We start from the raw sequence: 19,829 nt of genomic DNA, 5'->3' as shown, positions 1-19,829 counted from the left end.
AGTGCCCGACTAACTCGTCAATACGACGTTGACCGGGGTCTCGCCGCGCAGCATTCGTTCTATTTGCTGGCGAACGAGCAGGGCCATGCGAGGCAGCATCGCGCTCGAGGCGCCGCCCACGTGGGGGGAGATGATCACGTTGGGCAGCGCGAAAAGTGGATGCCCCGCCGGCAGCGGTTCCGGATCGGTCACGTCGAGCGCGAGCCGGATTCGGCCGCTGGTGGCGTGAGCGAGCAGCGCCTCCGTGTCGGCGACCGGGCCGCGGGCGATGTTCACCAGCAGGGCGCCGCCCGGCATGAGCGACAGGAACGCGTCATCGACCATGCCGGTGGTTTCCGTCGTGAGCGGCACGCCGACCACGACGATATCGGCCCTCGAAAGCAGTTCGGGCAGGGACTCGAAGCCGTAAATCGTGCCGCGTTCGTCGGTGCGGGCGGTGCGGGCGACGCGAATGACCGTGGTTTCGAAGGCGAGCAGCCGGGTTTCGATGGCGTGGCCGACGCCGCCGTAACCGAGCAGCAGCACGGTGCGGTCGGCCAGGCTCGCGTGCTGCGCTGGTGCCCACTCGCCCCGCTCGGCGGCGCGTACGAAGTCGTCGATGCCGCGCTGGGAGGCCAGAATCAGAGCGAGGGTGAGCTCGGCGGTCGAGGCCTCATGCACGGAGGCGGCGTTCGCGAACACGTGCCCGGCGGGCAGCAGCGTGTCGATGCCGTCGTAGCCGATCGACTGGCTCTGCACGAGCCGGGTGCGCACGCCCGCGAGGTGGGCGACCCGGTTGGCGGCGCCCATGTACGGTGTCACGACAAGGTCGATCTCGGGAATAGGTGCCGGGCCTTCCATCGCCCACTCGATGACCTCGACGCCATCGGGCAGCTTGCCAAGGGCGGCGCGCAGGTCGGGCTCGGGCAGGCTGACACGCAGGGTTTCGGAGCTCATCGGTCAAGCCTAGACGGACACCGGTGCTCAGCGCCGAGGGTGGCGTGTAGAGCGGCGAGGTCGCCTGGACCATCCCGCGCCCGTGCCGGGGGTTCCGACGGTGTGCCTCCTGCTTCGGCAGGAGCCGGTCGATGTTCTCTCTGGGGCGATTGATAATCATGGCGCATGAGCAAAGTCGTCGACCACGCCGCTGCCCGCGATGACCGCTCCTTCTTTGGACAGCCGCGTTCACTTGCCAACATCCTCGGCGTCGAGATGTGGGAGCGGTTTTCCTTTTACGGCATGCAGGGCATCCTGTTGTTGTATTTATACTTCTCGGCGGCCGACGGCGGCCTGGGAATCCCGCAGACCACTGCGGCCGGCATCGTCGGTGCATGCGGCGGTGGCGTCTACCTCGCAGCGATCCTCACCGGCCTGCTGCAGACGAAGGTCGGTTTCCACTACGGATTCGGTCTGGCGGCCGTGGGCAGGGCGATCGGGCTCACCCAGGGTTCCCTCGGCCGCAAGCGCCTGCCGGATGCCGCCCGGCGGGTTCCCGATCCTCTGCCGCGTTCGCGATGGTCCCGGTACACCGTCATTGCGATCGTCGCGACAATTGCCTACTTCGTGGTGATCCTGACGAACCGCCCGATCACCACGATCGAGCGCAAACGGGTCTACGCCTTCATTCCGCTCTTTATCGCTAGTGCGGCGTTCTGGTCGCGCGACCAACAGCAATTCACGGTCGTCACGATCTACTCGGACGAGCGACTCGACCGCGCGCTGTTCGGCTGGGAGATGCCGGTGTCCTGGGTGCAGTCCATCAATCCCGTGCTCATCATCGTGCTCTCCGGCATCTTCGCCGCCCTGTGGACCAGGTTGGGAACGCGGCAGCCCTCCACGCCGATCAAGTTCGCGGTGGGAACCGCGGTGATGGGCGGCGCCTTCCTGCTGTTCCTGCCGTTCGCCGGCGGTGCCGCGAACTCGACGCCACTCCTGGCGATGATCGGAATTCTGCTGGTCTTTACGATTGCGGAGCTGCTGCTCTCACCGGTCGGACTCTCGGTCGCCACCAAGCTGGCGCCGGAGGTCTTCAAGACACAGATGGTGGCTCTGTTCTATCTCTCGGTCGCGCTCGGCTCCGCCGTGGCGGGTGTGCTCGCCACCTGGTACGCCACTGCGCCAGGGCGGGTCTACTTCAGCGTGCTCGGCAGCATCGCGATTGTGCTCGGGCTCCTGCTCGTTCTGATCTCCCGCCCGGTGCTGCGCCTGATGGGTGGGGTTCGCTAGGCCGTCCTTCAGTGGACAACTTTGTCGGGTGCTGCGGGGTCGTAACCCATCGAAGTTGTCTACTCAGTGGCAACCGCCCGCAGTTAGCGCGGAACCGTCGCCTCCACGATCGCGATCTCCCGGGTCGCGGTCTCTCGATCGAGGTCGGGCTCCGATCCCTCGGGCGCGGCCGGCGCCTGCTCCCGCTCCAGCACGGCGGACCGGCCTCGGCGCCTCGGCCGCACCGGCGGCGCCTCGCGCCCGTCGCCGGCGTGCAGAACGCGCACCCGGGGCGCCGAGAACGGATGCACCTGCACCCGAAGCCGGCGATACCGCACCATCCAAAACAGCACGACCAGTGCGGCCAACAGACCGGAGACCCCGGCGAGGCCGAGCGCCCAGCGCGGGCCGAAGGCATCCGCTACCCAGCCGACCAGCGGGGCGCCGAGGGGAGTGCCGCCGACGAAGATGGCCATGTAGAGCGCCATGACGCGGCCGCGCATCTCGGGCCGGGTCGTCGTTTGCACGTAGGCGTTCGCGGTGGTCATCAGGGTGAGCGACGACAGGCCGACCAGGGTGAGAGATATGGCGAAAGTGGCATACGTCGGCATAATGGCCGACAGGGCGCAGGCCAGGCCGAACAGGGCGGCGCCGAGCACGATCAGGCGGAGCCTGGCGCGGCTGCGCCGGGCGGCGAGGAGCGCGCCGATGACAGCGCCGATGGCCATGATCGAGCTGAGCAGGCCGAACTCTGCGGCTCCCCGGCCGAACTCGATTGTGGCCATGGTCGAGGTGAAGATGGCGAAGTTGAGGCCGAAGGTTCCGATCAGGAAGACCGCGATCATGACGACGACGATGTCGGAGCGACCCCGCACATAGCGAAAGCCGGCGAGGAGTTGGCCGCGCTCCCGGCTTGCCTTCGGTTGGCGACGTAGCTGGTGGGTGCGCAGCAGCGTCATGGCGAAGACGGTCGCGGCGAAGGTGACCGCGTTGATCATGAAGACCCAGCCGGCGCCGACGGCGACGGTGAGCAGACCGGCCGCGGCCGGCCCGATCAGGCGTGCACCGTGGAATGACGCTGAGTTCAGCGCGACCGCGTTCGACAGCTGGTCTTCGGCGACGAGCTCGGAGACGAAGGTCTGACGGGCTGGCGCGTCGATCGCGGCGACGACGCCGAGGCCGAGGGCGAACAGGTAGACGTGCCAGAGCTGGGCCACCTCGAGCACGGTCAGAATGCCGAGGCCGAGCGCGAGCAGGCCCATCAGGGTCTGGGTGAGAATGAGCAGCTTGCGCCGGTTGAATCGGTCGGCGATAAGGCCGGACCACGGCATGAGCACGAGCTGCGGGCCGAGCTGCAGCGCCATGGTGATGCCGACCGCTGTCGCGTCGTAGTTGGTGAGCTGGGTGAGAACGATCCAGTCCTGGGCGGTGCGCTGCATCCAGGTGCCGATGTTCGACACCAAAGCCCCGGCGAACCAGATGCGGTAATTGACGACGCTCAGCGAGCGAAACATGGCACTCAACTGTCGGCGAGCTCCTTCATGATGATGGTCGCGTCGGCGAGGGTGCTGCGCTGGGCGGGACTGAGCTGGGCGACGCGTTGCACCAGCCAGGCATCTCGACGCTTGCGGGTCTCGGTCATCATCTCGCTCGCGGCATCCGTTGTGCGCAGCACAATCTTGCGGCCGTCGAGGGTGGAATCGGTGCGGGCGACGAGGCCGGCATCGACGAGGCATTTGACCGTGCGGGTCATTGACGGCGGGGTGACGCGCTCGAACTCGCTGAGTTCGGTGAGCGTTAACGGGCCGTGCACGTAGAGCACGCCGAGGGCTGAGAACTGGCCGCTGCCGAGTTCGTTCTCGGCCTTCTCCTGGCGCAGGCGGCGGGCGAGGCGGCCGTTGGCCAGACGAAATTCGTGGCTGAGCTCGGCGGTGTTGTTCGCCGCGGTGGGCTCGCTCTTCAGGGGCGGCTGCGCCTTGATGACGCCGAGGGCCGCGGTCTTGGGGTGCATTCGTGATTCCATATATACTTAGCATAGCAAATTAGCTATGCTAAGTATATTGGCAGCAGGCCTGGAACAGGGCAGACTATCCTAGTGCCCACATATACGGATACCTCTGGCCTGGTCGTCACCTACCACGTTTGGCCGATCGACGCCCCCAAAGCCGTGATCCAGCTCGCCCACGGCGTCGGCGAACACGCCCAGCGCTATGCGGCTCTCGCCGCGGACCTTAACCGAGCCGGCTACAGCGTCTACGCCGACGACCACCTGGGCCACGGCCAGACCGGGCTTGCCCAGCATGGCGGTGACCACACGAAACTTGGTCGGCTGGGCGCCGGCGGGCTGCGCGCGGCTGTGGCCGGCGTGCATCAGCTGAGTGGAATCATCCGCTCAGAAAACCCGACACTGCCCCTCGTGCTGCTCGGACACAGCTGGGGATCGTTCATGGCCCAAATGATCGTGAACGCGCACGCCGCCGAGTACGACGCGATCGTGCTCTCCGGCAGCGCCTACCGCTGGCCGGGCTATCTCGACGGCGGCGACCTTAACCGCAAGCACAAAACACTCGGCACGACCGGAGTCGAGTGGCTCAGCCGGGACCCGGCCGTAGCTCAGGCGTTCGTGGCCGACCCGCTGACCACGGCGACGCCGCTCGCCAAGCTATTCGGCCTGCGTGAGGCTGCCCGACTGTTCGGCCGGCCAGCGAAAAATCTGCCCAGCGACCTGCCGATGCTTGTTCTGGTCGGCGGGGACGACACCGTCGGTGGCGAACGCAGCGCGCTCAAACTGGTGAACGCCTACGTCAAGCGGTCGGGGCTGCGCGATGTGCGCCTGATCGTGTACCCGGGTGCGCGCCACGAGGTCTTCAACGAGACCAACCGCGACGAGGCCATCGGCGACCTCGTCGCCTGGCTCGACGAACGATTCACGTCGTAGGCTGAAACCATGCATGGTGAATATAAGGTTCCGGGCGGCAAACTGGTCGTCGTTGATCTCGATGTCGTCGACGATGTCATTGCCAATTTTCGTCTGGCCGGGGACTTCTTTCTCGAACCCGACGATGCCCTCGAGGACATCAACGCGGCGGTGACCGGTCTGCCCGCCGGCAGTACGGCTGCTGCGATCGCGGACGCCGTGCGTGGCGCGCTGCCGGCCGGCGCGATTCTGCTCGGCTTCTCGCCGGAGGCCGTCGCGGTCGCCATTCGCCGGTCGCTCGCGCAGGCGAGCACCTGGCGAGACTACGACTGGCAGATCATCCACTCGCAGACGCCGGTCGCGCCCGTGCTGCAGATGGCCCTCGACGAGGTGCTCGCCATCGAGGTCGGCGAGGGTCGCCGCCAACCCACCCTACGCATCTGGGAGTGGAACGAACCGGCCGTGGTCATCGGCAGTTTTCAGTCGCTCAAAAACGAGGTCGACCCCGAGAACGCCGCGAAGTACGGCTTCACCGTGGTTCGGCGCATCAGCGGTGGCGGCGCCATGTTCATGGAGGCTGGCTCGGTCATCACCTATTCGATCTACGCGCCGACCGACCTCGTGCAGGGCATGAGCTTCGCCGACTCCTACGCCTTTCTGGACGAGTGGGTCATCACCGCGCTCAAATCGCTCGGCATCGACGCGCACTACCAGCCGCTCAACGACATCACGAGCCCGACCGGCAAGATCGGCGGGGCCGCCCAGAAGCGACTCGGAAGCGGCGCCGTACTGCACCACGTCACCATGAGCTACGACATGGACGGCGAAAAAATGGTGCAGGTGCTGCGCATTGGCCGCGAAAAACTCAGCGACAAGGGCATTACGAGTGCCGCCAAGCGCGTCGATCCGTTGCGCAGCCAAACCGGCCTGAGCCGTGCCGAGATCATCGAACGCATGAAGGAGACCTTCACCGGCCTGTACGGCGCCGCCGAGGGCGACGTCACCGCCGAGGAATACGCCAAGGCCACCGAGCTCGTCGCGAACAAGTTCAGCACCGAGGAATGGCTGACGCGGGTTCCCTAGGTGAGCGGATGCCGGCATCCGCTCACCCAGAATCGGCTACCGGCCGCGGGTCAGCAGGTCCTGGTACTCCGCGTGCGTGTCGATCCAATGCGCCACATACGAGCAGTCGGCCACCACGGCCAGGTCGGTGCGCACGCGCACGTCGTCGAGCGCCTGCTCGACCAGGATGCTCGCCAAACCGTGGGCGCGCCGGGTCGGGTCGACCTCGGTGTGCGTGAAATGCACCGCCGATTGCGTGGTGACGTAGTCGGCCAGGCCGACGCAGTCGTCGCCGAGCCAGACCGTGTACCGGTTCTGCTCGGGGTTGTGGCGCACCTGCAGAGTGCCGGCTTCAGCCAGATCCTGCGAGTGGATGGTAGCCGATTCAGCAGTCATCCCGACAGACTAAGCCGATAGACGGCGCGGAGGCTGAAAGAATAGACAAATGCCTTTCTCGTGGACACCGACCAGTCCGAGCCGTGTCATCCACGCCAACAACCTCAAGGTGTTGCCGAGCCTGCCGGACGGTGCCTTCACCCTGATCTATCTCGACCCGCCGTTCAACACCGGCCGGTCACAGAAACGCCAGACCACCACGTCGGTGCGTTCGGTCGCCACCGATGGATCCCACGCGACCGGAACGATCACCGGGTTCAAGGGCCAGCGCTACGAGCGCATCAAGGGCGAACTGCTCGGCTATGACGACCAGTTCGAGGACTATTGGGCTTTTCTGGAGCCGCGCCTGATCGAGGCCTGGCGGCTGCTGGCCGACGACGGCACGCTTTACCTGCACCTCGATTACCGCGAAGCGCACTACGCCAAGGTGCTGCTCGATGCCCTGTTCGGCCGGGAATGCTTTCTCAACGAGCTCATCTGGGCTTACGACTACGGTGCCAAATCGAAGAACAAGTGGCCGACCAAACACGACACGATTCTGGTCTACGTGAAGAATCCGGCCAGCTACTACTTCGACTCCACGACCGTAGACCGGGAGCCGTATATGGCTCCTGGTCTGGTCACGCCCGAAAAAGTCGCCAAGGGCAAACTGCCGACGGATGTCTGGTGGCACACCATCGTCTCGCCCACCGGCAAGGAGAAAACCGGCTACCCCACCCAGAAACCGGTCGGAATCCTGCGGCGCATCATGCAGGCGTCCAGTCGCGAGGGCGACTGGGTGCTCGACTTCTTCGCTGGCAGCGGCACCACCGGCGCCGTCGCGGCCGCCCTCGGCCGTCGCTTCGTACTGATCGACCAGAACCCCGAAGCGCTCGTCGTGATGCGTGCCCGGTTCGAGCTGGTGCCAGGCGTCGAATTTCTAGAACTAACTCAGGAGAACCCATGAAATTTCGCATTTTCACCGAGCCCCAGCAGGGTGCCAGCTACGACGACGTCCTGGCCGTCGCGCAGGCCACCGAGCGGCTCGGCTTCGACGCATTCTTTCGCAGCGACCATTACCAGGTCATGGGTGACGGTGATGGCCTGCCCGGCCCGACGGATGCCTGGACCACCCTCGCCGGGTTGGCGCGGGAGACAAAACGCATCCGTTTGGGGACCCTGGTCTCCTCGGTGACCTACCGGCCGCCGGGAATTCTGGCCATCCAGGTCGCGCAGGTCGACCAGATGTCTGGTGGGCGCGTCGAGCTCGGCCTCGGCACCGGCTGGTTCGAGCAGGAGCACCTCGCCTACGGCATCCCGTTTCCGGACAAGCGGTTCGGCCTGCTCGAGGAACAGCTCGAGATCATCACCGGGCTGTGGAACACCCCGGTCGGGGCCCGCTACGACTTCGCCGGCGAGCACTACTCCCTCGTCGATTCGCCGGCGCTGCCGAAGCCCACACAGGCGCGAGTGCCAGTGATCGTGGGTGGCGGCGGTGCCAAGCGCACCCCCAAACTCGCGGCTCGCTTCGCGACCGAGTTCAACCTGCCGTTTCCCGACTTTGCCGACATTGCGGGCAAGTTCGACGGCGTGCGGGCGGCCTGTGAGGCCATCGACCGCGACCCGGCCGAGCTCACCTACTCGGCGGCGCTGATCGCCGTCGGCGGATCGGATGAGACGGAGTTCGCCCGCCGGGCGGCCTCGGTCGGTCGCGAGCCGGCCGAGCTGCGTGAGCACGGCCTTGCCGGCACCGCCTCCGAGATCGTCGACCGACTCGGCGCTCTCGCCGACTCCGGCGTCGAGTGCGTCTACCTGCAGATCATGGATCTGTCCGACCTCGAGCACCTGGAGTTTTTGGCCGCCGAGGTGGTTCCGCAGCTGCGCTGAGGCGCGCCGAGCGGATGCCGCGGCGCCGGTATCCGCCGGTGGCACGCGTTGGGGAAGCTCGCACGTGTTCAAACCAGTGTCAATCTCCCAAACACGTGCCGCGAGGCCCGGGCGGCGCCCGGCTCAGCCCCCGTGTACCGCCCGAATGTGCGCCGCGTACATGCGCCCGCTGTCCTTCACCGTGCGTTCGAGCGTCTTGTAGTCGACCCGCACGATGCCAAACCGTTTCTCGTAGCCGTACGACCACTCAAAGTTGTCGAGCAGTGACCAGACGAAGTACCCGCGCAGGTCGGCGCCGGCCGCGATAGCCTCGCCCACCTTGTTGATGTGCGCCGCGATGTACTCCGTGCGTTCCACGTCGTGCACGGCGCCGTCGGCGCTCACCGTGTCGTCGTAGGCGGCGCCGTTCTCGGTGACGTAGAGCGGCGGCAGCCGGTCGTACTCTTGGCCGAGCCGCACCAGCAGCAGGCGCAGGCCGTCGGGGTTGACCTCCCAGTCCATCGCGGTGCGGGGCAGTCCGCGGCTGGGGAAGGTGATGTACTCCGATCCGATCCACGGTGAACCGACGGGCCGGTCGGCGCCACCGGCGTGACCATCGGTCGCCGAGGCATCCGCATGGCCGCTCACGAGGTCGTCGTGGTAGTGGTTGACGCCGAGAAAATCGAGGGGGGCCGCGATGATCTCAAGATCGTCGGAGTGGATGACCTCGGCGAGTCCGAACGGCTCGAGGTCGTGCAGGGTGTCGTCGGGGTAGGTGCCGCGCAGCAGTGGGTCGAGGAAGATGCGGTTGGCGAGCGAGTCGAGTCGACGGGCCGCCTCGATGTCGATCGGGTCGGCCGCATCGCGCGGTACGGCATTTGTGAGATTCAGGGTGATCCCGAGGTTCTGCGCCCCGGCCGAGCGCAACGCGTTCACCGCGAGCCCGTGCGCGAGGTGCTGGTGATGCACCGCAGCGACCGCAGCCCGGCCATCTTGCCGGCCCGGCGCGTGGGCGCCCGATCCGTAGCCGAGCAGTGAGGAGCAGAACGGCTCGTTGAAGGTGGTCCAGTGGGTGACCCGGTCGCCCAGCGCGGAGTAGACATCCCTGGCGTAGTCGACGAACCGGTAGGCGGTGTCGCGGTTCGCCCAGCCGCCTTCCTCCTCGAGGGCCTGCGGCAGGTCCCAGTGGTACAGGGTGAGCCAGGGCAGAATGCCGGCGCCGAGCAGCTCGTCGACCAGGCGGGAGTAGAAGTCCAGCCCCTCGGGGTTCATCGCTCGATCGCCCGGGCGCACGCGGGCCCAGCTGGTCGAGAACCGGTAGGCGTCGAGGCCGAGCGAGGACATGAGCCGCACATCGGCAGGCATCCGATGGTAGTGATCGACCGCTGTCTCGAGGTCGTCGTCGCCAGCGATGGCGCCCTTCACCCGCGCGAACGCATCCCAGATCGAATCTTCCTTGCCACCAGCGTGGCCGGCGCCCTCGATCTGCGCGGCGGCCGTCGCCGACCCCCAGAGAAATCCGTGCGGCCAGGTGAACGGTGCGGGTGTGATCTGCGACATGACGTCACGCTACCCCGCGGCGAGGAATTCGACCAGTGACGAGGGCGTAACCGCGGACATCCGGTCGAACCGTCCCCGCAATCGGCTGCGAACCGACCATCGTGTCGGAGATCTCCGCAGTTATGCACGCGGCATTCGGGGCTCTCAGATTCGGCGCAGCTAAGCTCGAAACATGTTGCAGAACAACGAACCCACCGAGGCCGATCAGCGGCGCACCCGGCGCCGGTTTTTGATCGGGGTTCTCATCGTTGGAGTGGTCGTCGCGCTCGCGGCGATCGGCCTTTATCTGAGCGCCGCGCTCAGCGTTTAAATAATCAGAAGTGAGTACAACGTGCAGTTGACAAGGTGGCAGCGACTCGGCCTGACGACGGCCGTAGGTGCCGTGCTCGCGGTCGGCGCGACGGCGCTCGTCGTGCAGGCCCTCGAAGGACCGGCCGACCCCACCAAGACGGCGCAGACACCGGATGCCGCAACCCCAGCCACAACGCAGGAACCGGTCCGCGCCACCCCCACCGACACGGCCGCTGCGGCCCCGGTCGAGGCGGAGCCGGCCCTCAGCGCCCCCGTCGCCGCGCAGATCGATTACCTCCTCGCGCACTGGAGCCTGGAAAACTACAACACAGCCGAGTGGGGCGTGCTCGGCGAGAACGACTGCGTCAACTTCGCCAGCCAGGCCATGATCGCCCGCGGCTGGACCATGGACAGCGTCTGGTCGAGCCCGAAGAACGGCAACGCCTACGACGCCTCGGCCGCCTGGCGCAGTTCCACAGCATTCATGAACTACATCGCGCAGACCGGCAAGGCCACAGCCCTGACCGATCAGCAGCGTGACCAGGTCAAGGTCGGCGACATCGTGCAGTTCGACTGGGACAATTCCGGCGACCGCGACCACACCGGCATTGTCACCAGGGTGGAGAAGGTCGGCGACACGATCGAGATCTCGTTCGCCGGGCACACCCTCGATTCCGACTTCCGCTCGGTCGACACGGCAATCACCGTTGATCACCCGGGCGGCACGGCGTACTACTGGAGTGTTCCTTAGGCGATCGCGGCGTCGACGATGGCCTTGGCCTCGAGCTGAACCTGCGCCAGGTGGTCGTCACCCAGAAACGACTCGGCGTAGATCTTGTAAACGTCTTCGGTGCCGCTCGGCCGCGCCGCGAACCAGGCGTTCTCGGTGGTGACCTTCACTCCGCCGATCGCAGCGCCGTTGCCGGGGGCAACGCTGAACTTGCCGGTGATCTTCTCGCCGGCCAGCTCGGTGGCCGTGATCATCGAGCCGTCGAGCTTGGCCAGTGCGGCCTTCTGCGCGGGCGTGGCCGCGGCATCCACTCGCGCATAGGACGGTGCGCCGAAGTGCTCGGTCAGTTCCGCATACCGCTGCGAGGGCGTCTTGCCGGTGACCGCGAGAATCTCGGCGGCCAGCAGGGCCAACAGAATGCCGTCCTTGTCGGTGGTCCAGACGGTGCCGTCGAAGCGCACGAAGCTCGCGCCGGCGCTCTCCTCGCCGCCGAACGCCACCGAGCCGTCGATGAGGCCCGGCACGAACCATTTGAAGCCGACCGGCACCTCCCACAGGTCGCGGCCGAGAAAGCCGGTGACCCGGTCGATCATGGTCGACGAGACGAGAGTCTTGCCGACTGCGGCGTCGATTTTCCAGCCTTCGCGGTGGCTGTACAGGTAGTCGATCGCGACGGCCAGAAAGTGGTTCGGGTTCATCAGGCCAGCGTCGGGCGTGACGATGCCGTGCCGGTCGGCGTCGGCGTCGTTGCCGGTCAGAATGTCGTACTCGTCTTTGTGCGCGACAACGGATGCCATCACCGACGCGCTCGACGGATCCATCCGGATCTTCTCGTCCCAGTCCAGCGTCATGAATCGCCAGGTCGGGTCGACCTTCGGGTTGACCACGACCAGGTCGATTTCGTAGCGGTCGCGGATGGCGCCCCAGTAGCCGACGCTCGCGCCACCGAGCGGGTCGGCGCCGATGCGGATTCCGCTGGTGCGGATGGCCTGCATGTCGATGATGTTTTCGAGGTCGTTCACGTAGTGGCCGCGAAAGTCGTAGGTTTCCACGGCGCTCGGCTCGCTCCGTAGTACGCCGTCGAGGCCGCCCGAGATGAGTTCGTTGGCGCGGCCCGCGATCCACGAGGTCGCGTCACTGTCGGCCGGGCCGCCGTGCGGCGGGTTGTACTTGAAGCCGCCGTCCATTGGCGGGTTGTGGCTCGGGGTGACGACGATGCCGTCGGCCAGGTCGCCGTGCTCGCCGCGGTTGTAGGCCAAAATGGCGTGCGACAACGACGGGGTGGGCACGTAGTCGTCGAACTCGTCGACCAGCACACGCACGCCGTTGGCGACGAGCACCTCGAGGGCGGTCGTGTAGGCCGGCCCGCTCAGGGCATGTGGGTCGGTGCCAATGAACAGGGGCCCTGTAATGCCCTGGCCCGCGCGATATTCCACGATGGCCTGGGTGGTGGCGCTGATGTGGTCCTCGTTGAACGCGGTGTTCAGCGAACTCCCGCGATGCCCGGAGGTGCCGAAAACGACCCTCTGGGCTGGGACCCCGGCATCCGGTTTCAAATCGTAATAGGCCTTGACCAGCCCATCAACGTCGATCAGGTCAGATTCCAGGGCTCGGGTGCCCGCGCGTTCGCTCATGAGCACAGTCTGGCACCACCGGTAGGCTGTCAGCCATGCCCGACGCGCCGAATCCAGCCCAGACCCGCACCTACAGCTATCTGGGCCCGGCCGGAACCTTTACCGAAGCGGCCCTCGCGCAGGTGCCCGAGGCGCGCGGCCAGATCTGGCGCCCGGTCAACAACGTGGGCGAGGCCTTCGCTGATGTCGTCTCCGGCCGCAGCTTCGCGGCCATGATCGCCATCGAGAATTCCGTCGACGGCGGCGTCACCGCCACGCAGGACGCCCTGGCCAGCGTGCCAAACCTGCGCATTATCGGCGAATATCTGGTGCCGGTGAATTTCGTGCTCGTCGCCCGCCCAGGCGCGACTCTGGCCGACGTGCGGGTCGTTAATGCGCATCCGGTCGCCTACGGGCAGTGCCGCATCTGGCTCGAACAGACCCTGCCAAGCCACGGCCACATCCCTGCATCGAGCAACGTCGCCGCTGCCTCCGCCCTCTTGAACTCCGATCAAGCGGATGCCGCGATCGCCCCGCCCGGAATCGACAAGCACCACGACCTCGTCGTTCTCGCCTCGAATATCGGGGACAACCCCAACGCCGTCACTCGGTTCGTGCTGGTCGGCCGCACCGCCGAACTCACCGCACCGACCGGCGCCGACAAGACCAGCCTCATCATCGAGCTGCCAAGTGACCGCTCCGGTGCCCTGCTCGAAATGCTCGAGCAGTTCGCCACCCGCGGCGTGAACCTCAGCCTCATCCAGTCCCGGCCGATCGGCGATTCCCTCGGTCGATACCGCTTTGTCGTCGACGCCGAGGGGCACATCCTCGACGAACGCGTCGCCGACGCGTTGCTGGGCCTGCGCCGGTTCAGCCCCAAGGTGATCTTTCTCGGGTCGTATCCGCGGGCCGACAAGCGCCCGATCGAGTTCACCTCGCGCTACGACGACGGCATCTTCATCGAGGCCCGCGACTGGTTGCGCGGACTGATCGCCGGGGAGCCCGCCGAATAGGCGCAGCCAGCGGGAAACCCGTCGCTCAGCGGCGTGAGGAGTCGCGAATCGTCCTCAATCCGGCTGCGGGGGAGGAAATATTTACGACCCCTCACAGCCGACGTGCTATTCGGCCGGCACGCGCACAATCAACGCGCCGGCATCGGCGTTCAGCCGCACCTTGCGCACCAGCCCGAACTCGTCGCCGTCGAGCTCGAAATCCTGCGGGTGCTCGAGCACGATGCGAATATCGGCCCCGCGCAGCGTCGTCATGACGCGTTCATTGGTGGATTCCGTGGTCTGAATCATGCGGCGACCCACCGCTGAACGGCGCAGCACGCCGTTCTCCCAGGTCACCCGTCGCCAGATGGTGAGCCAGCCGAGCACACCCTTGGGCTGCAGTACGGCAATGTCGAGAATCCCGTCGTCGAGGCGAGCGTGAGGCAGAAACTGAATATTTCCCGGCAGCAGTCCGCAGTTGGCGACGAGAATGGCGCTCACCTGCGCCGGCCGGTCGGTACGTCCGGCAACGCTGTAGCGGATGCGAAATGGCCGCGCCTTCGGCAGTGCCCGCGCAACCCCGTCCACGTAGGCGAGCCAGCCCACCTGCTTCTTCAGGTCGTCGCGGGTGTGGGCGATCATCTGCGCGTCGAGGCCGACACCGGCCATGACCAGAAATACGTGTTCCTCGACCGCCCCGGCCTCGGTGGTGACGCTGGCGACGCCGAGGTCGATGGACTTGTCCTCGCCACTGAAGGCGATCGCGGTGGCCGCGTCGATGCTGCCGAGCGGCAGATCGAGGTTGCGGGCGAGCAGGTTGCCGGTGCCCGACGGCACGATGGCCATGCGCACGCCGGAATCACGCAGCGCCTCGGCCACGGCGCGAACGGTGCCGTCGCCGCCGGCCGAGACGACCATCGAGGCTCCGCCGTCGAGTGCCTGTTTGGTGGCGGCCTGGCCGACGTCATCCTTGCTCGTTTCAAACCACTGCGTTTCGCCCCAGCCGGCAGACTGCTCGGCCGCGGCCACGCTGGCCCGCAGCTTGGCGAGGTCAACTTTCACCGGGTTGTAGACGGCGGCGGCGTGCTGGTTGCGGCGTTCGGAGGCGGTCACGAGGCCTAGGCTACTGGGTTGACTCCGCGTTTGCCCGTCAGTGCGCACTTGTAGACTGGCCGGGTGATTGATCCGGTGCTGTTACGCGAAAACCCTGACCTCTTCAAGCGTTCGCAGGGGGCCCGTGGTGACTCCGTCGAAGCGGTGGATGCCGCGCTCGCCGCCGACGCCGAACGGCGTTCCACGATCACAGCCTTCGAAGACCTGCGGGCCGCCCAGAACCTGTTCGGGAAGCGTGTCGCGGCCGCGCCCGGTGCGGAGAAGAAGGCCCTCGTCGCCGAAGCGCAGAGTCTTGCCGCCGAGGTGAAGGCAGCCGGGGTCATCGCCGGCGAGGCCGATGCCCGCTTCACGGCAATCGTGAAAACCATCGCCAACCCCATCATCGACGGCGTTCCGGCCGGTGACGAGGCCAACTTCGTGACCCTGCGCACCCACGGCGAGGCCCCCGTGTTCGACTTCGATCCGCGCGACCATCTAGAACTCGGCGAATTGCTCGGTGCCATCGACATGCCCCGCGGCGCCAAGGTTTCCGGCACCCGCTTCTACTTTCTCAAAGGCATCGGCGCACGCCTCGAAATCGCGCTCATGAACATGGCGCTCGACCGGGCACTCGAAGCGGGCTTCGTGCCGCTCATCACGCCCACCCTCGTGCGCCCCGAAATCATGGACGGTACCGGTTTTCTCGGTGAGCACAACGATGAGGTCTACTACCTGCCCGCCGACGATCTGTACCTCACCGGCACGAGCGAGGTCGCGCTCGCCGGCTACCACAAAGACGAGATCCTCGACCTGTCCGAGGAGCCGCTGCGCTACGCCGGCTGGAGCACGTGCTACCGCCGCGAGGCTGGTTCGGGCGGAAAAGACACCCGCGGCATCATTCGCGTGCACCAGTTCAACAAACTCGAAATGTTCACCTACGTGCTCCCCGAAAATGCCGAAGCCGAGCACGATCGCCTCGTGGCCCTGCAGGAGGGCATGCTGCAGTCCCTCGGCCTGAGCTACCGGGTGATCGACGTGGCCGCCGGTGACCTCGGGTCGAGCGCCGCCCGCAAGTTCGACATCGAGGCGTGGGTGCCCACCCAGAATGCGTTCCGCGAGCTGACCAGCACGAGCAACTGCACCACCTACCAGGCGCGTCGGCTGGACATCCGTTATCGCACCGAATCGGGCAAGACTGCACCGGTCGCGACCCTCAACGGCACGCTCGCCACCACCCGCTGGCTCGTCGCCATGCTCGAAACGCACCAGCAGGCGGATGGCTCGGTGCGCGTCCCCGAGGCGCTGCGCCCCTACCTCGGCGGCCTCGAGGTGCTCACGCCCCTCCCGGTGAAGGGCGCGAAGTGACCTCCGTGGTGACGACCGAGCCGTGGCTCGTCGCCCTCGACATCGACGGCACCACGATGCACGAAGACGGCTCGATCAGCCAGTCCGTGATCGACGAGGTCGCCCGGCTCGCCTTGCAGGGCCACGAGGTCATGCTCGCCACCGGGCGCTCGGCCGCGGCCGCCCTGCCGGTGCTCGACCGGCTCGGAATCTCGCCGCGCTACGTGGTCTGCTCCAACGGGGCCATCACGATGCACCGCGACGCCACCGCCCCGCTTGGCTACCGCCGTGAATGGGTGGAAACCTTCGACCCGAGCGATGTGCTCACCTCGATTCGGGCGCACCTCGGCTCGGCCCGCTTTGCGGTCGAAGACGAGCACGGCTTTTACCGCTACACCGAACCGATTCCCGATGCCACGATCGGCATGGACAGTGAACGGGTCGACTTTGACGAGCTGCTGAAACACCAGGCGACCCGCGTGGTCGTCATTTCGCCCGACCATGACATGGAGGATTTTCTCCAGGTGGTCGAGCGCATGGGGCTGAACCGGGTGAGCTATGCGATCGGGTGGACCGCCTGGCTCGATATCGCCCCCGACGGTGTCAACAAGTCAACGGCGATGGAGCGGGTGCGCGTGGCCATGGGTGTGCCGCGCGAGCGCGTGATGGCCGTCGGCGACGGTCGCAACGACATTGACATGCTGCAATGGGCCGCCGAATTCGGTCGCGGCGTGGCCATGGGCGAGTCGCCCGACGACGTTCTCGCCGCCGGGTCGGAGATCACCGGCAACGTGACCAGCGATGGCCTGGCCACGGTGTTGCGCACGCTCTGACGCGCATCCAGCCGTTTTTCAGGCACCTCTGTCAGCCTGAGCAGTCTGCCATCGGCTAGAATCGGGCCAGTTCGCCCAATTCTTCCCGGCAGGGCATTTTCATGCTGGGAATGGGCAAACCGGGAGGGCTGTCCGAGCGGCCGATGGAGCCAGTCTTGAAAACTGGTGGGCAGAAATGTCTCGTGGGTTCGAATCCCACGCCCTCCGCAGCACCAGTGAAACGCACCACCACCGGCGCACAATGATTGTCGCCTCAGGCTGCCCCAAGCCCACAACCCGATGAGAGGACATGAGTGAGCGACCAACTTCGCCCCCGCAGTGCCGGTTCCAAGAACCTCAAAACTGTTGCCCGTCACGGCCGGCTCAAAAAGTCGAACGCTGCGGTTGCCGTTGCGAAATTCATTGCGGGCAGCGTGGCCGTCGTTCTGGTCAGCGGATTCTCCGTGGCCGCCATTGCCGCCTACGACGTCGTGCAGAGCGCGTCACCGAGCGTGCACCTGGCCAATGAGAGCAACGGTCCGGTTCCGTCGATCGGCGCCATCGACGGGGGCGTGAACATGCTCGTCGTCGGCAGCGACAGTCGCGTCGGCCAGGAGGCCAGGTTCGGCCCGGAGGATTCCACCGGCGACCTCAACGACGTGACCATGCTGCTGCACATCTCCGAAGACCACAGCAACGCCTCGGTCATCAGCTTTCCCCGCGACATGTTCGTCGCCATCCCCTCCTGCCCAAAGGAAGACGGCAGCGGGTCGCACAGCGCAATGAGCAGCCAGAAGATCAACACGACGCTCACCTACGGCGGACTCGCCTGCACCGTGCTGACCGTCGAGAAACTCACCGGCCTCTCCATCCCGTTTGCGGCCGAGGTGCAGTTCAGCGGCGTCATGGCCATGTCCTCCGCCGTTGGCGGCGTTCCGGTCTGCGTGGCCACCCGCATCGAAGACGAGTACACCGGAACCTTCCTCGACCCGGGAGAGCACACGCTCGAGGGCTACGAGGCTCTGCAGTTTCTGCGCACCCGCCACGGCCTCGGCGATGGTGGCGACCTCACCCGCATCAACAACCAGCAGTTGTTCATGTCGTCGCTCGTGCGCACGATCAAGAGCGCTGACACGCTCTCTGACCCGACCAAGGTGTACGCCCTGGCCAAGGCGGTCACGGCCAACATGCGCCTCTCCGACAGCCTGAGCAGTGTGACGACCCTCGCGTCCATTGCTATCGCGCTCAAGGACATCGACCTCGACCAGGTTGTCTTCGCGCAGGTGCCGACCGGCAGTACGACCGGCGGGGTGAAAGCCGTGCAGCCGGCCTTCGACAACCTGTTCGAGGCGGTTGCCGCCGACCAGCCGCTGACCTTGAGCGGAACCACCGGGCGCGGCACCGAGGCCGATCCGAACGCTCCCGTTGAAGCCGAGCCGGAACCGTCCGCGACCACCGATCCCGCGGCAACGGCCGATCCTTCGGCGACCGCCGATCCGACTGCGACCGAGGCTCCCGTCGCCACCGAAGACCCGGGCGTGGTGCTGTCGGAGTCGGTGACCGGCCAAACCGCTGGCGACTACACCTGTACCAGGGGCCGTACGCTCGAAAACCAGTAGCCGGGCCTGGGCATCCGTTTTCGGGCCGTGATTTTTCATGGTCAGAACGGATGCCCGGGGTACGGCTAAGATGGGGGAGTGTGTTTGCGCAAGCGGACACCAAGGAGACGTCGCATAGTTCGGCTTAGTGCACCACCCTGCTAAGGTGGAGTACCCGCAAGGGTACCGAGGGTTCAAATCCCTCCGTCTCCGCAGCGAGGAATTCACGTAATTCCGGCCTTTAGTTTACGAAATTCTTGCGGCAACAAAAAATCGGCGATCGCATCGCCGGTTTTCTGCGTTAAGGCGCCGATTTCGGGAGTGCTAGCCCTAAGAAACGCTGTGATTGGCGCGCGGTCGGCGGTTAAACACCGCTTCGCCCTGTTTTTGGCAGGGCGAAGCGACTTTTACTGCAGGTAACGGAATTGTTGACGACCGGGCGGCTAGCTGGGTGGTGGTGATGGCGCCGTGTCGGTGGGTGGCGTTGCCGCCGTGATTTCAGTGCTGGAGTAGTACGTGCTCGCGAAGGACTTGTTCTTCGTGGTGAGGGGCACTCGGGCGAGCTCGCTCTGAATGAACGTCAAAATCTTTCGGATGTTGGCTGAGACGAGTGCGAGTGTCACGGCTAGCGATGCGAAGGTGTTGCCGCGGGCGCGCCGTTTCATGGGGGAGGCGATGTCTTCGGTTGCGGAGTCTTTGATGAATGCGTTCTGGCTTTCGACGGTGTTGCGCAGTGCGTAGAAACCTTTCCACACTGGACTTTTGTGGGGGTAGGTCTGCCCGTACTTCAGGGCTTTGTCCTTGGCGGGGTCTTTTCCGGCGGGTATCACGACGGTCTTCTTGCGGATGGGCTCGATGAGTTCGCCGGTCTTGTGGTCGACGGCTAAACCGTCGTAGTTCTTGGGGTCAGGGTAGAGGTATTGGCGTGAGCCGTCGGGCCGGCGCTTGCCCTTGGGCTTGGCGCGGTACTTTTCACGTTCGGCGATTCGCTGGTCTCGCAGTTCTTTGGCTTGACGCACGGGGTTTGAGTCGCTGGGGAGGATGGCGTCGTCTTCGGGCGTTTCTTCGTCGGCGGGCACGCCGGTGTCGGCTGCCTTGCGGTCCTTTCGGTATAGGTCGAGGGCGTGGATAAGGTCCTGGGGCATGTAGTTCACGTACCACTGGCCGCCGACTTGGATGAGGTCCTCGTAGAAGGTTGTCTGGCCGTGCTCGTCCTTGTCGTAGTCGAAGACCGGCTTGGCGCCAATTTCGGCCAGAGTGGCCTAAAGGGTGTCTGAACCGGCCCGAGGAGGGTGTCAGATGGTCTGTGTAAGGGGTTGCGGATCTATTTGAAGGAGTGACACTAATGGTCATGACAGAACGAACTGAGAAGCTGAAAGCACCGAAGTCCCCG

General features: G+C 65.9%; 19 protein-coding genes and 2 tRNA genes. 13 read left to right on the top strand and 8 right to left on the bottom strand.

Annotation, left to right across the window (positions count from 1 at the left end; translation table 11 throughout):
• Nucleotides 1-9: 9 nt before the first annotated feature.
• Nucleotides 10-936: a 2-hydroxyacid dehydrogenase gene (locus E3O45_RS07040; RefSeq protein ID WP_134442749.1), complete on the bottom strand. Its 927-nt coding sequence runs from the start codon at nucleotides 934-936 to the stop codon at nucleotides 10-12.
• 165 nt (nucleotides 937-1,101) lie between these two features.
• Here E3O45_RS07040 and E3O45_RS07035 point away from each other — a divergent pair, with 165 nt between their 5' ends.
• Nucleotides 1,102-2,205, top strand: a complete 1,104-nt coding sequence (locus E3O45_RS07035; RefSeq protein ID WP_134442748.1) for a peptide MFS transporter — start codon at nucleotides 1,102-1,104, stop codon at nucleotides 2,203-2,205.
• Between the two features lie 83 nt (nucleotides 2,206-2,288).
• On the opposite strand, the gene E3O45_RS07030 is transcribed toward E3O45_RS07035, so the two are convergent.
• The gene (locus E3O45_RS07030) at nucleotides 2,289-3,698 is read right to left on the bottom strand and encodes an MFS transporter (RefSeq protein WP_134442772.1); all 1,410 of its coding nucleotides are present in this window, start codon (nucleotides 3,696-3,698) and stop codon (nucleotides 2,289-2,291) included.
• A 5-nt stretch (nucleotides 3,699-3,703) separates the two neighbouring features.
• Complete coding sequence (locus E3O45_RS07025) at nucleotides 3,704-4,195, bottom strand: MarR family winged helix-turn-helix transcriptional regulator (RefSeq protein ID WP_134442747.1); 492 nt, start codon at nucleotides 4,193-4,195, stop codon at nucleotides 3,704-3,706.
• A gap of 84 nt (nucleotides 4,196-4,279) precedes the next feature.
• Here E3O45_RS07025 and E3O45_RS07020 point away from each other — a divergent pair, with 84 nt between their 5' ends.
• Both E3O45_RS07020 and E3O45_RS07015 read left to right on the top strand, forming a co-directional pair.
• A complete protein-coding gene (locus E3O45_RS07020) occupies nucleotides 4,280-5,122 on the top strand; it encodes an alpha/beta fold hydrolase (RefSeq protein WP_134442746.1) in 843 nt (280 codons plus the stop codon).
• A 9-nt stretch (nucleotides 5,123-5,131) separates the two neighbouring features.
• Nucleotides 5,132-6,184, top strand: coding sequence for a biotin/lipoate A/B protein ligase family protein (locus tag E3O45_RS07015; RefSeq protein WP_134442745.1), 1,053 nt, complete (start codon nucleotides 5,132-5,134; stop codon nucleotides 6,182-6,184).
• Between the two features lie 36 nt (nucleotides 6,185-6,220).
• Here E3O45_RS07015 and E3O45_RS07010 read toward each other — a convergent pair whose 3' ends face one another.
• Nucleotides 6,221-6,559, bottom strand: coding sequence for a GNAT family N-acetyltransferase (locus E3O45_RS07010; protein ID WP_134442744.1), 339 nt, complete (start codon nucleotides 6,557-6,559; stop codon nucleotides 6,221-6,223).
• Nucleotides 6,560-6,608: 49 nt separating this feature from the next.
• Here E3O45_RS07010 and E3O45_RS07005 point away from each other — a divergent pair, with 49 nt between their 5' ends.
• Entirely contained in the window at nucleotides 6,609-7,505 is an 897-nt protein-coding gene (locus E3O45_RS07005) for a site-specific DNA-methyltransferase (RefSeq protein WP_134442743.1), read from the top strand.
• Nucleotides 7,502-8,425 (top strand): LLM class F420-dependent oxidoreductase, encoded by a 924-nt coding sequence (locus tag E3O45_RS07000; RefSeq protein WP_134442742.1) that lies wholly within the window; start codon nucleotides 7,502-7,504, stop codon nucleotides 8,423-8,425. The genes E3O45_RS07005 and E3O45_RS07000 overlap by 4 nt, the downstream gene beginning before the upstream one ends.
• Nucleotides 8,426-8,548: 123 nt before the next feature.
• Here the strand turns inward: E3O45_RS07000 and E3O45_RS06995 are convergent, their stop codons facing one another.
• A complete protein-coding gene (locus E3O45_RS06995; protein WP_134442741.1) occupies nucleotides 8,549-9,964 on the bottom strand; it encodes a GH1 family beta-glucosidase in 1,416 nt (471 codons plus the stop codon).
• 172 nt (nucleotides 9,965-10,136) lie between these two features.
• On the opposite strand from E3O45_RS06995, the gene E3O45_RS17505 reads away from it, so the two are divergent.
• Together E3O45_RS17505 and E3O45_RS06990 are read left to right on the top strand one after the other, a co-directional pair.
• Nucleotides 10,137-10,274 (top strand): hypothetical protein, encoded by a 138-nt coding sequence (locus E3O45_RS17505; RefSeq protein ID WP_158251572.1) that lies wholly within the window; start codon nucleotides 10,137-10,139, stop codon nucleotides 10,272-10,274.
• Between the two features lie 21 nt (nucleotides 10,275-10,295).
• Nucleotides 10,296-11,006 carry an amidase domain-containing protein gene (locus E3O45_RS06990; RefSeq protein ID WP_166789420.1) on the top strand — a complete coding sequence of 237 codons (711 nt, stop codon included), beginning with the start codon at nucleotides 10,296-10,298 and terminating at the stop codon, nucleotides 11,004-11,006.
• Here the strand turns inward: E3O45_RS06990 and pgm are convergent.
• Entirely contained in the window at nucleotides 11,003-12,619 is a 1,617-nt protein-coding gene (gene pgm / locus E3O45_RS06985) for a phosphoglucomutase (alpha-D-glucose-1,6-bisphosphate-dependent) (protein ID WP_134442739.1), read from the bottom strand. The two genes, E3O45_RS06990 and pgm, sit on opposite strands and share 4 nt — an antisense overlap.
• A gap of 35 nt (nucleotides 12,620-12,654) precedes the next feature.
• On the opposite strand from pgm, the gene pheA reads away from it, so the two are divergent.
• Nucleotides 12,655-13,611, top strand: a complete 957-nt coding sequence (pheA, locus tag E3O45_RS06980) for a prephenate dehydratase (RefSeq protein WP_134442738.1) — start codon at nucleotides 12,655-12,657, stop codon at nucleotides 13,609-13,611.
• Nucleotides 13,612-13,716: 105 nt separating this feature from the next.
• On the opposite strand, the gene E3O45_RS06975 is transcribed toward pheA, so the two are convergent.
• Entirely contained in the window at nucleotides 13,717-14,703 is a 987-nt protein-coding gene (locus E3O45_RS06975) for a diacylglycerol kinase family protein (protein WP_134442737.1), read from the bottom strand.
• A gap of 63 nt (nucleotides 14,704-14,766) precedes the next feature.
• Between E3O45_RS06975 and serS the strand changes: the two genes are divergently transcribed.
• From serS to E3O45_RS06950, 5 genes are all read left to right on the top strand, one after another.
• Complete coding sequence (gene serS, locus E3O45_RS06970; protein WP_134442736.1) at nucleotides 14,767-16,047, top strand: serine--tRNA ligase; 1,281 nt, start codon at nucleotides 14,767-14,769, stop codon at nucleotides 16,045-16,047.
• Nucleotides 16,044-16,859, top strand: a complete 816-nt coding sequence (locus tag E3O45_RS06965; RefSeq protein WP_255452965.1) for an HAD family hydrolase — start codon at nucleotides 16,044-16,046, stop codon at nucleotides 16,857-16,859. Before serS ends, E3O45_RS06965 begins: the two co-directional genes overlap by 4 nt.
• A gap of 122 nt (nucleotides 16,860-16,981) precedes the next feature.
• A tRNA-Ser gene (locus E3O45_RS06960) sits at nucleotides 16,982-17,066 on the top strand.
• 86 nt (nucleotides 17,067-17,152) lie between these two features.
• A complete protein-coding gene (locus tag E3O45_RS06955; protein WP_134442735.1) occupies nucleotides 17,153-18,457 on the top strand; it encodes an LCP family protein in 1,305 nt (434 codons plus the stop codon).
• 103 nt (nucleotides 18,458-18,560) lie between these two features.
• Nucleotides 18,561-18,649 (top strand) — tRNA-Ser (locus E3O45_RS06950).
• Between the two features lie 230 nt (nucleotides 18,650-18,879).
• On the opposite strand, the gene E3O45_RS06945 is transcribed toward E3O45_RS06950, so the two are convergent.
• The gene (locus tag E3O45_RS06945) at nucleotides 18,880-19,581 is read right to left on the bottom strand and encodes a hypothetical protein (protein WP_134442734.1); all 702 of its coding nucleotides are present in this window, start codon (nucleotides 19,579-19,581) and stop codon (nucleotides 18,880-18,882) included.
• Nucleotides 19,582-19,829 lie beyond the last annotated feature (248 nt).

The organism is Cryobacterium sp. TMS1-20-1 (genome assembly GCF_004402355.1).
Taxonomy (GTDB): domain Bacteria; phylum Actinomycetota; class Actinomycetes; order Actinomycetales; family Microbacteriaceae; genus Cryobacterium; species Cryobacterium levicorallinum.
The sequence above is the reverse complement of the archived record's forward strand: the minus strand, read 5'-3'. Positions and strand labels throughout refer to the sequence as shown.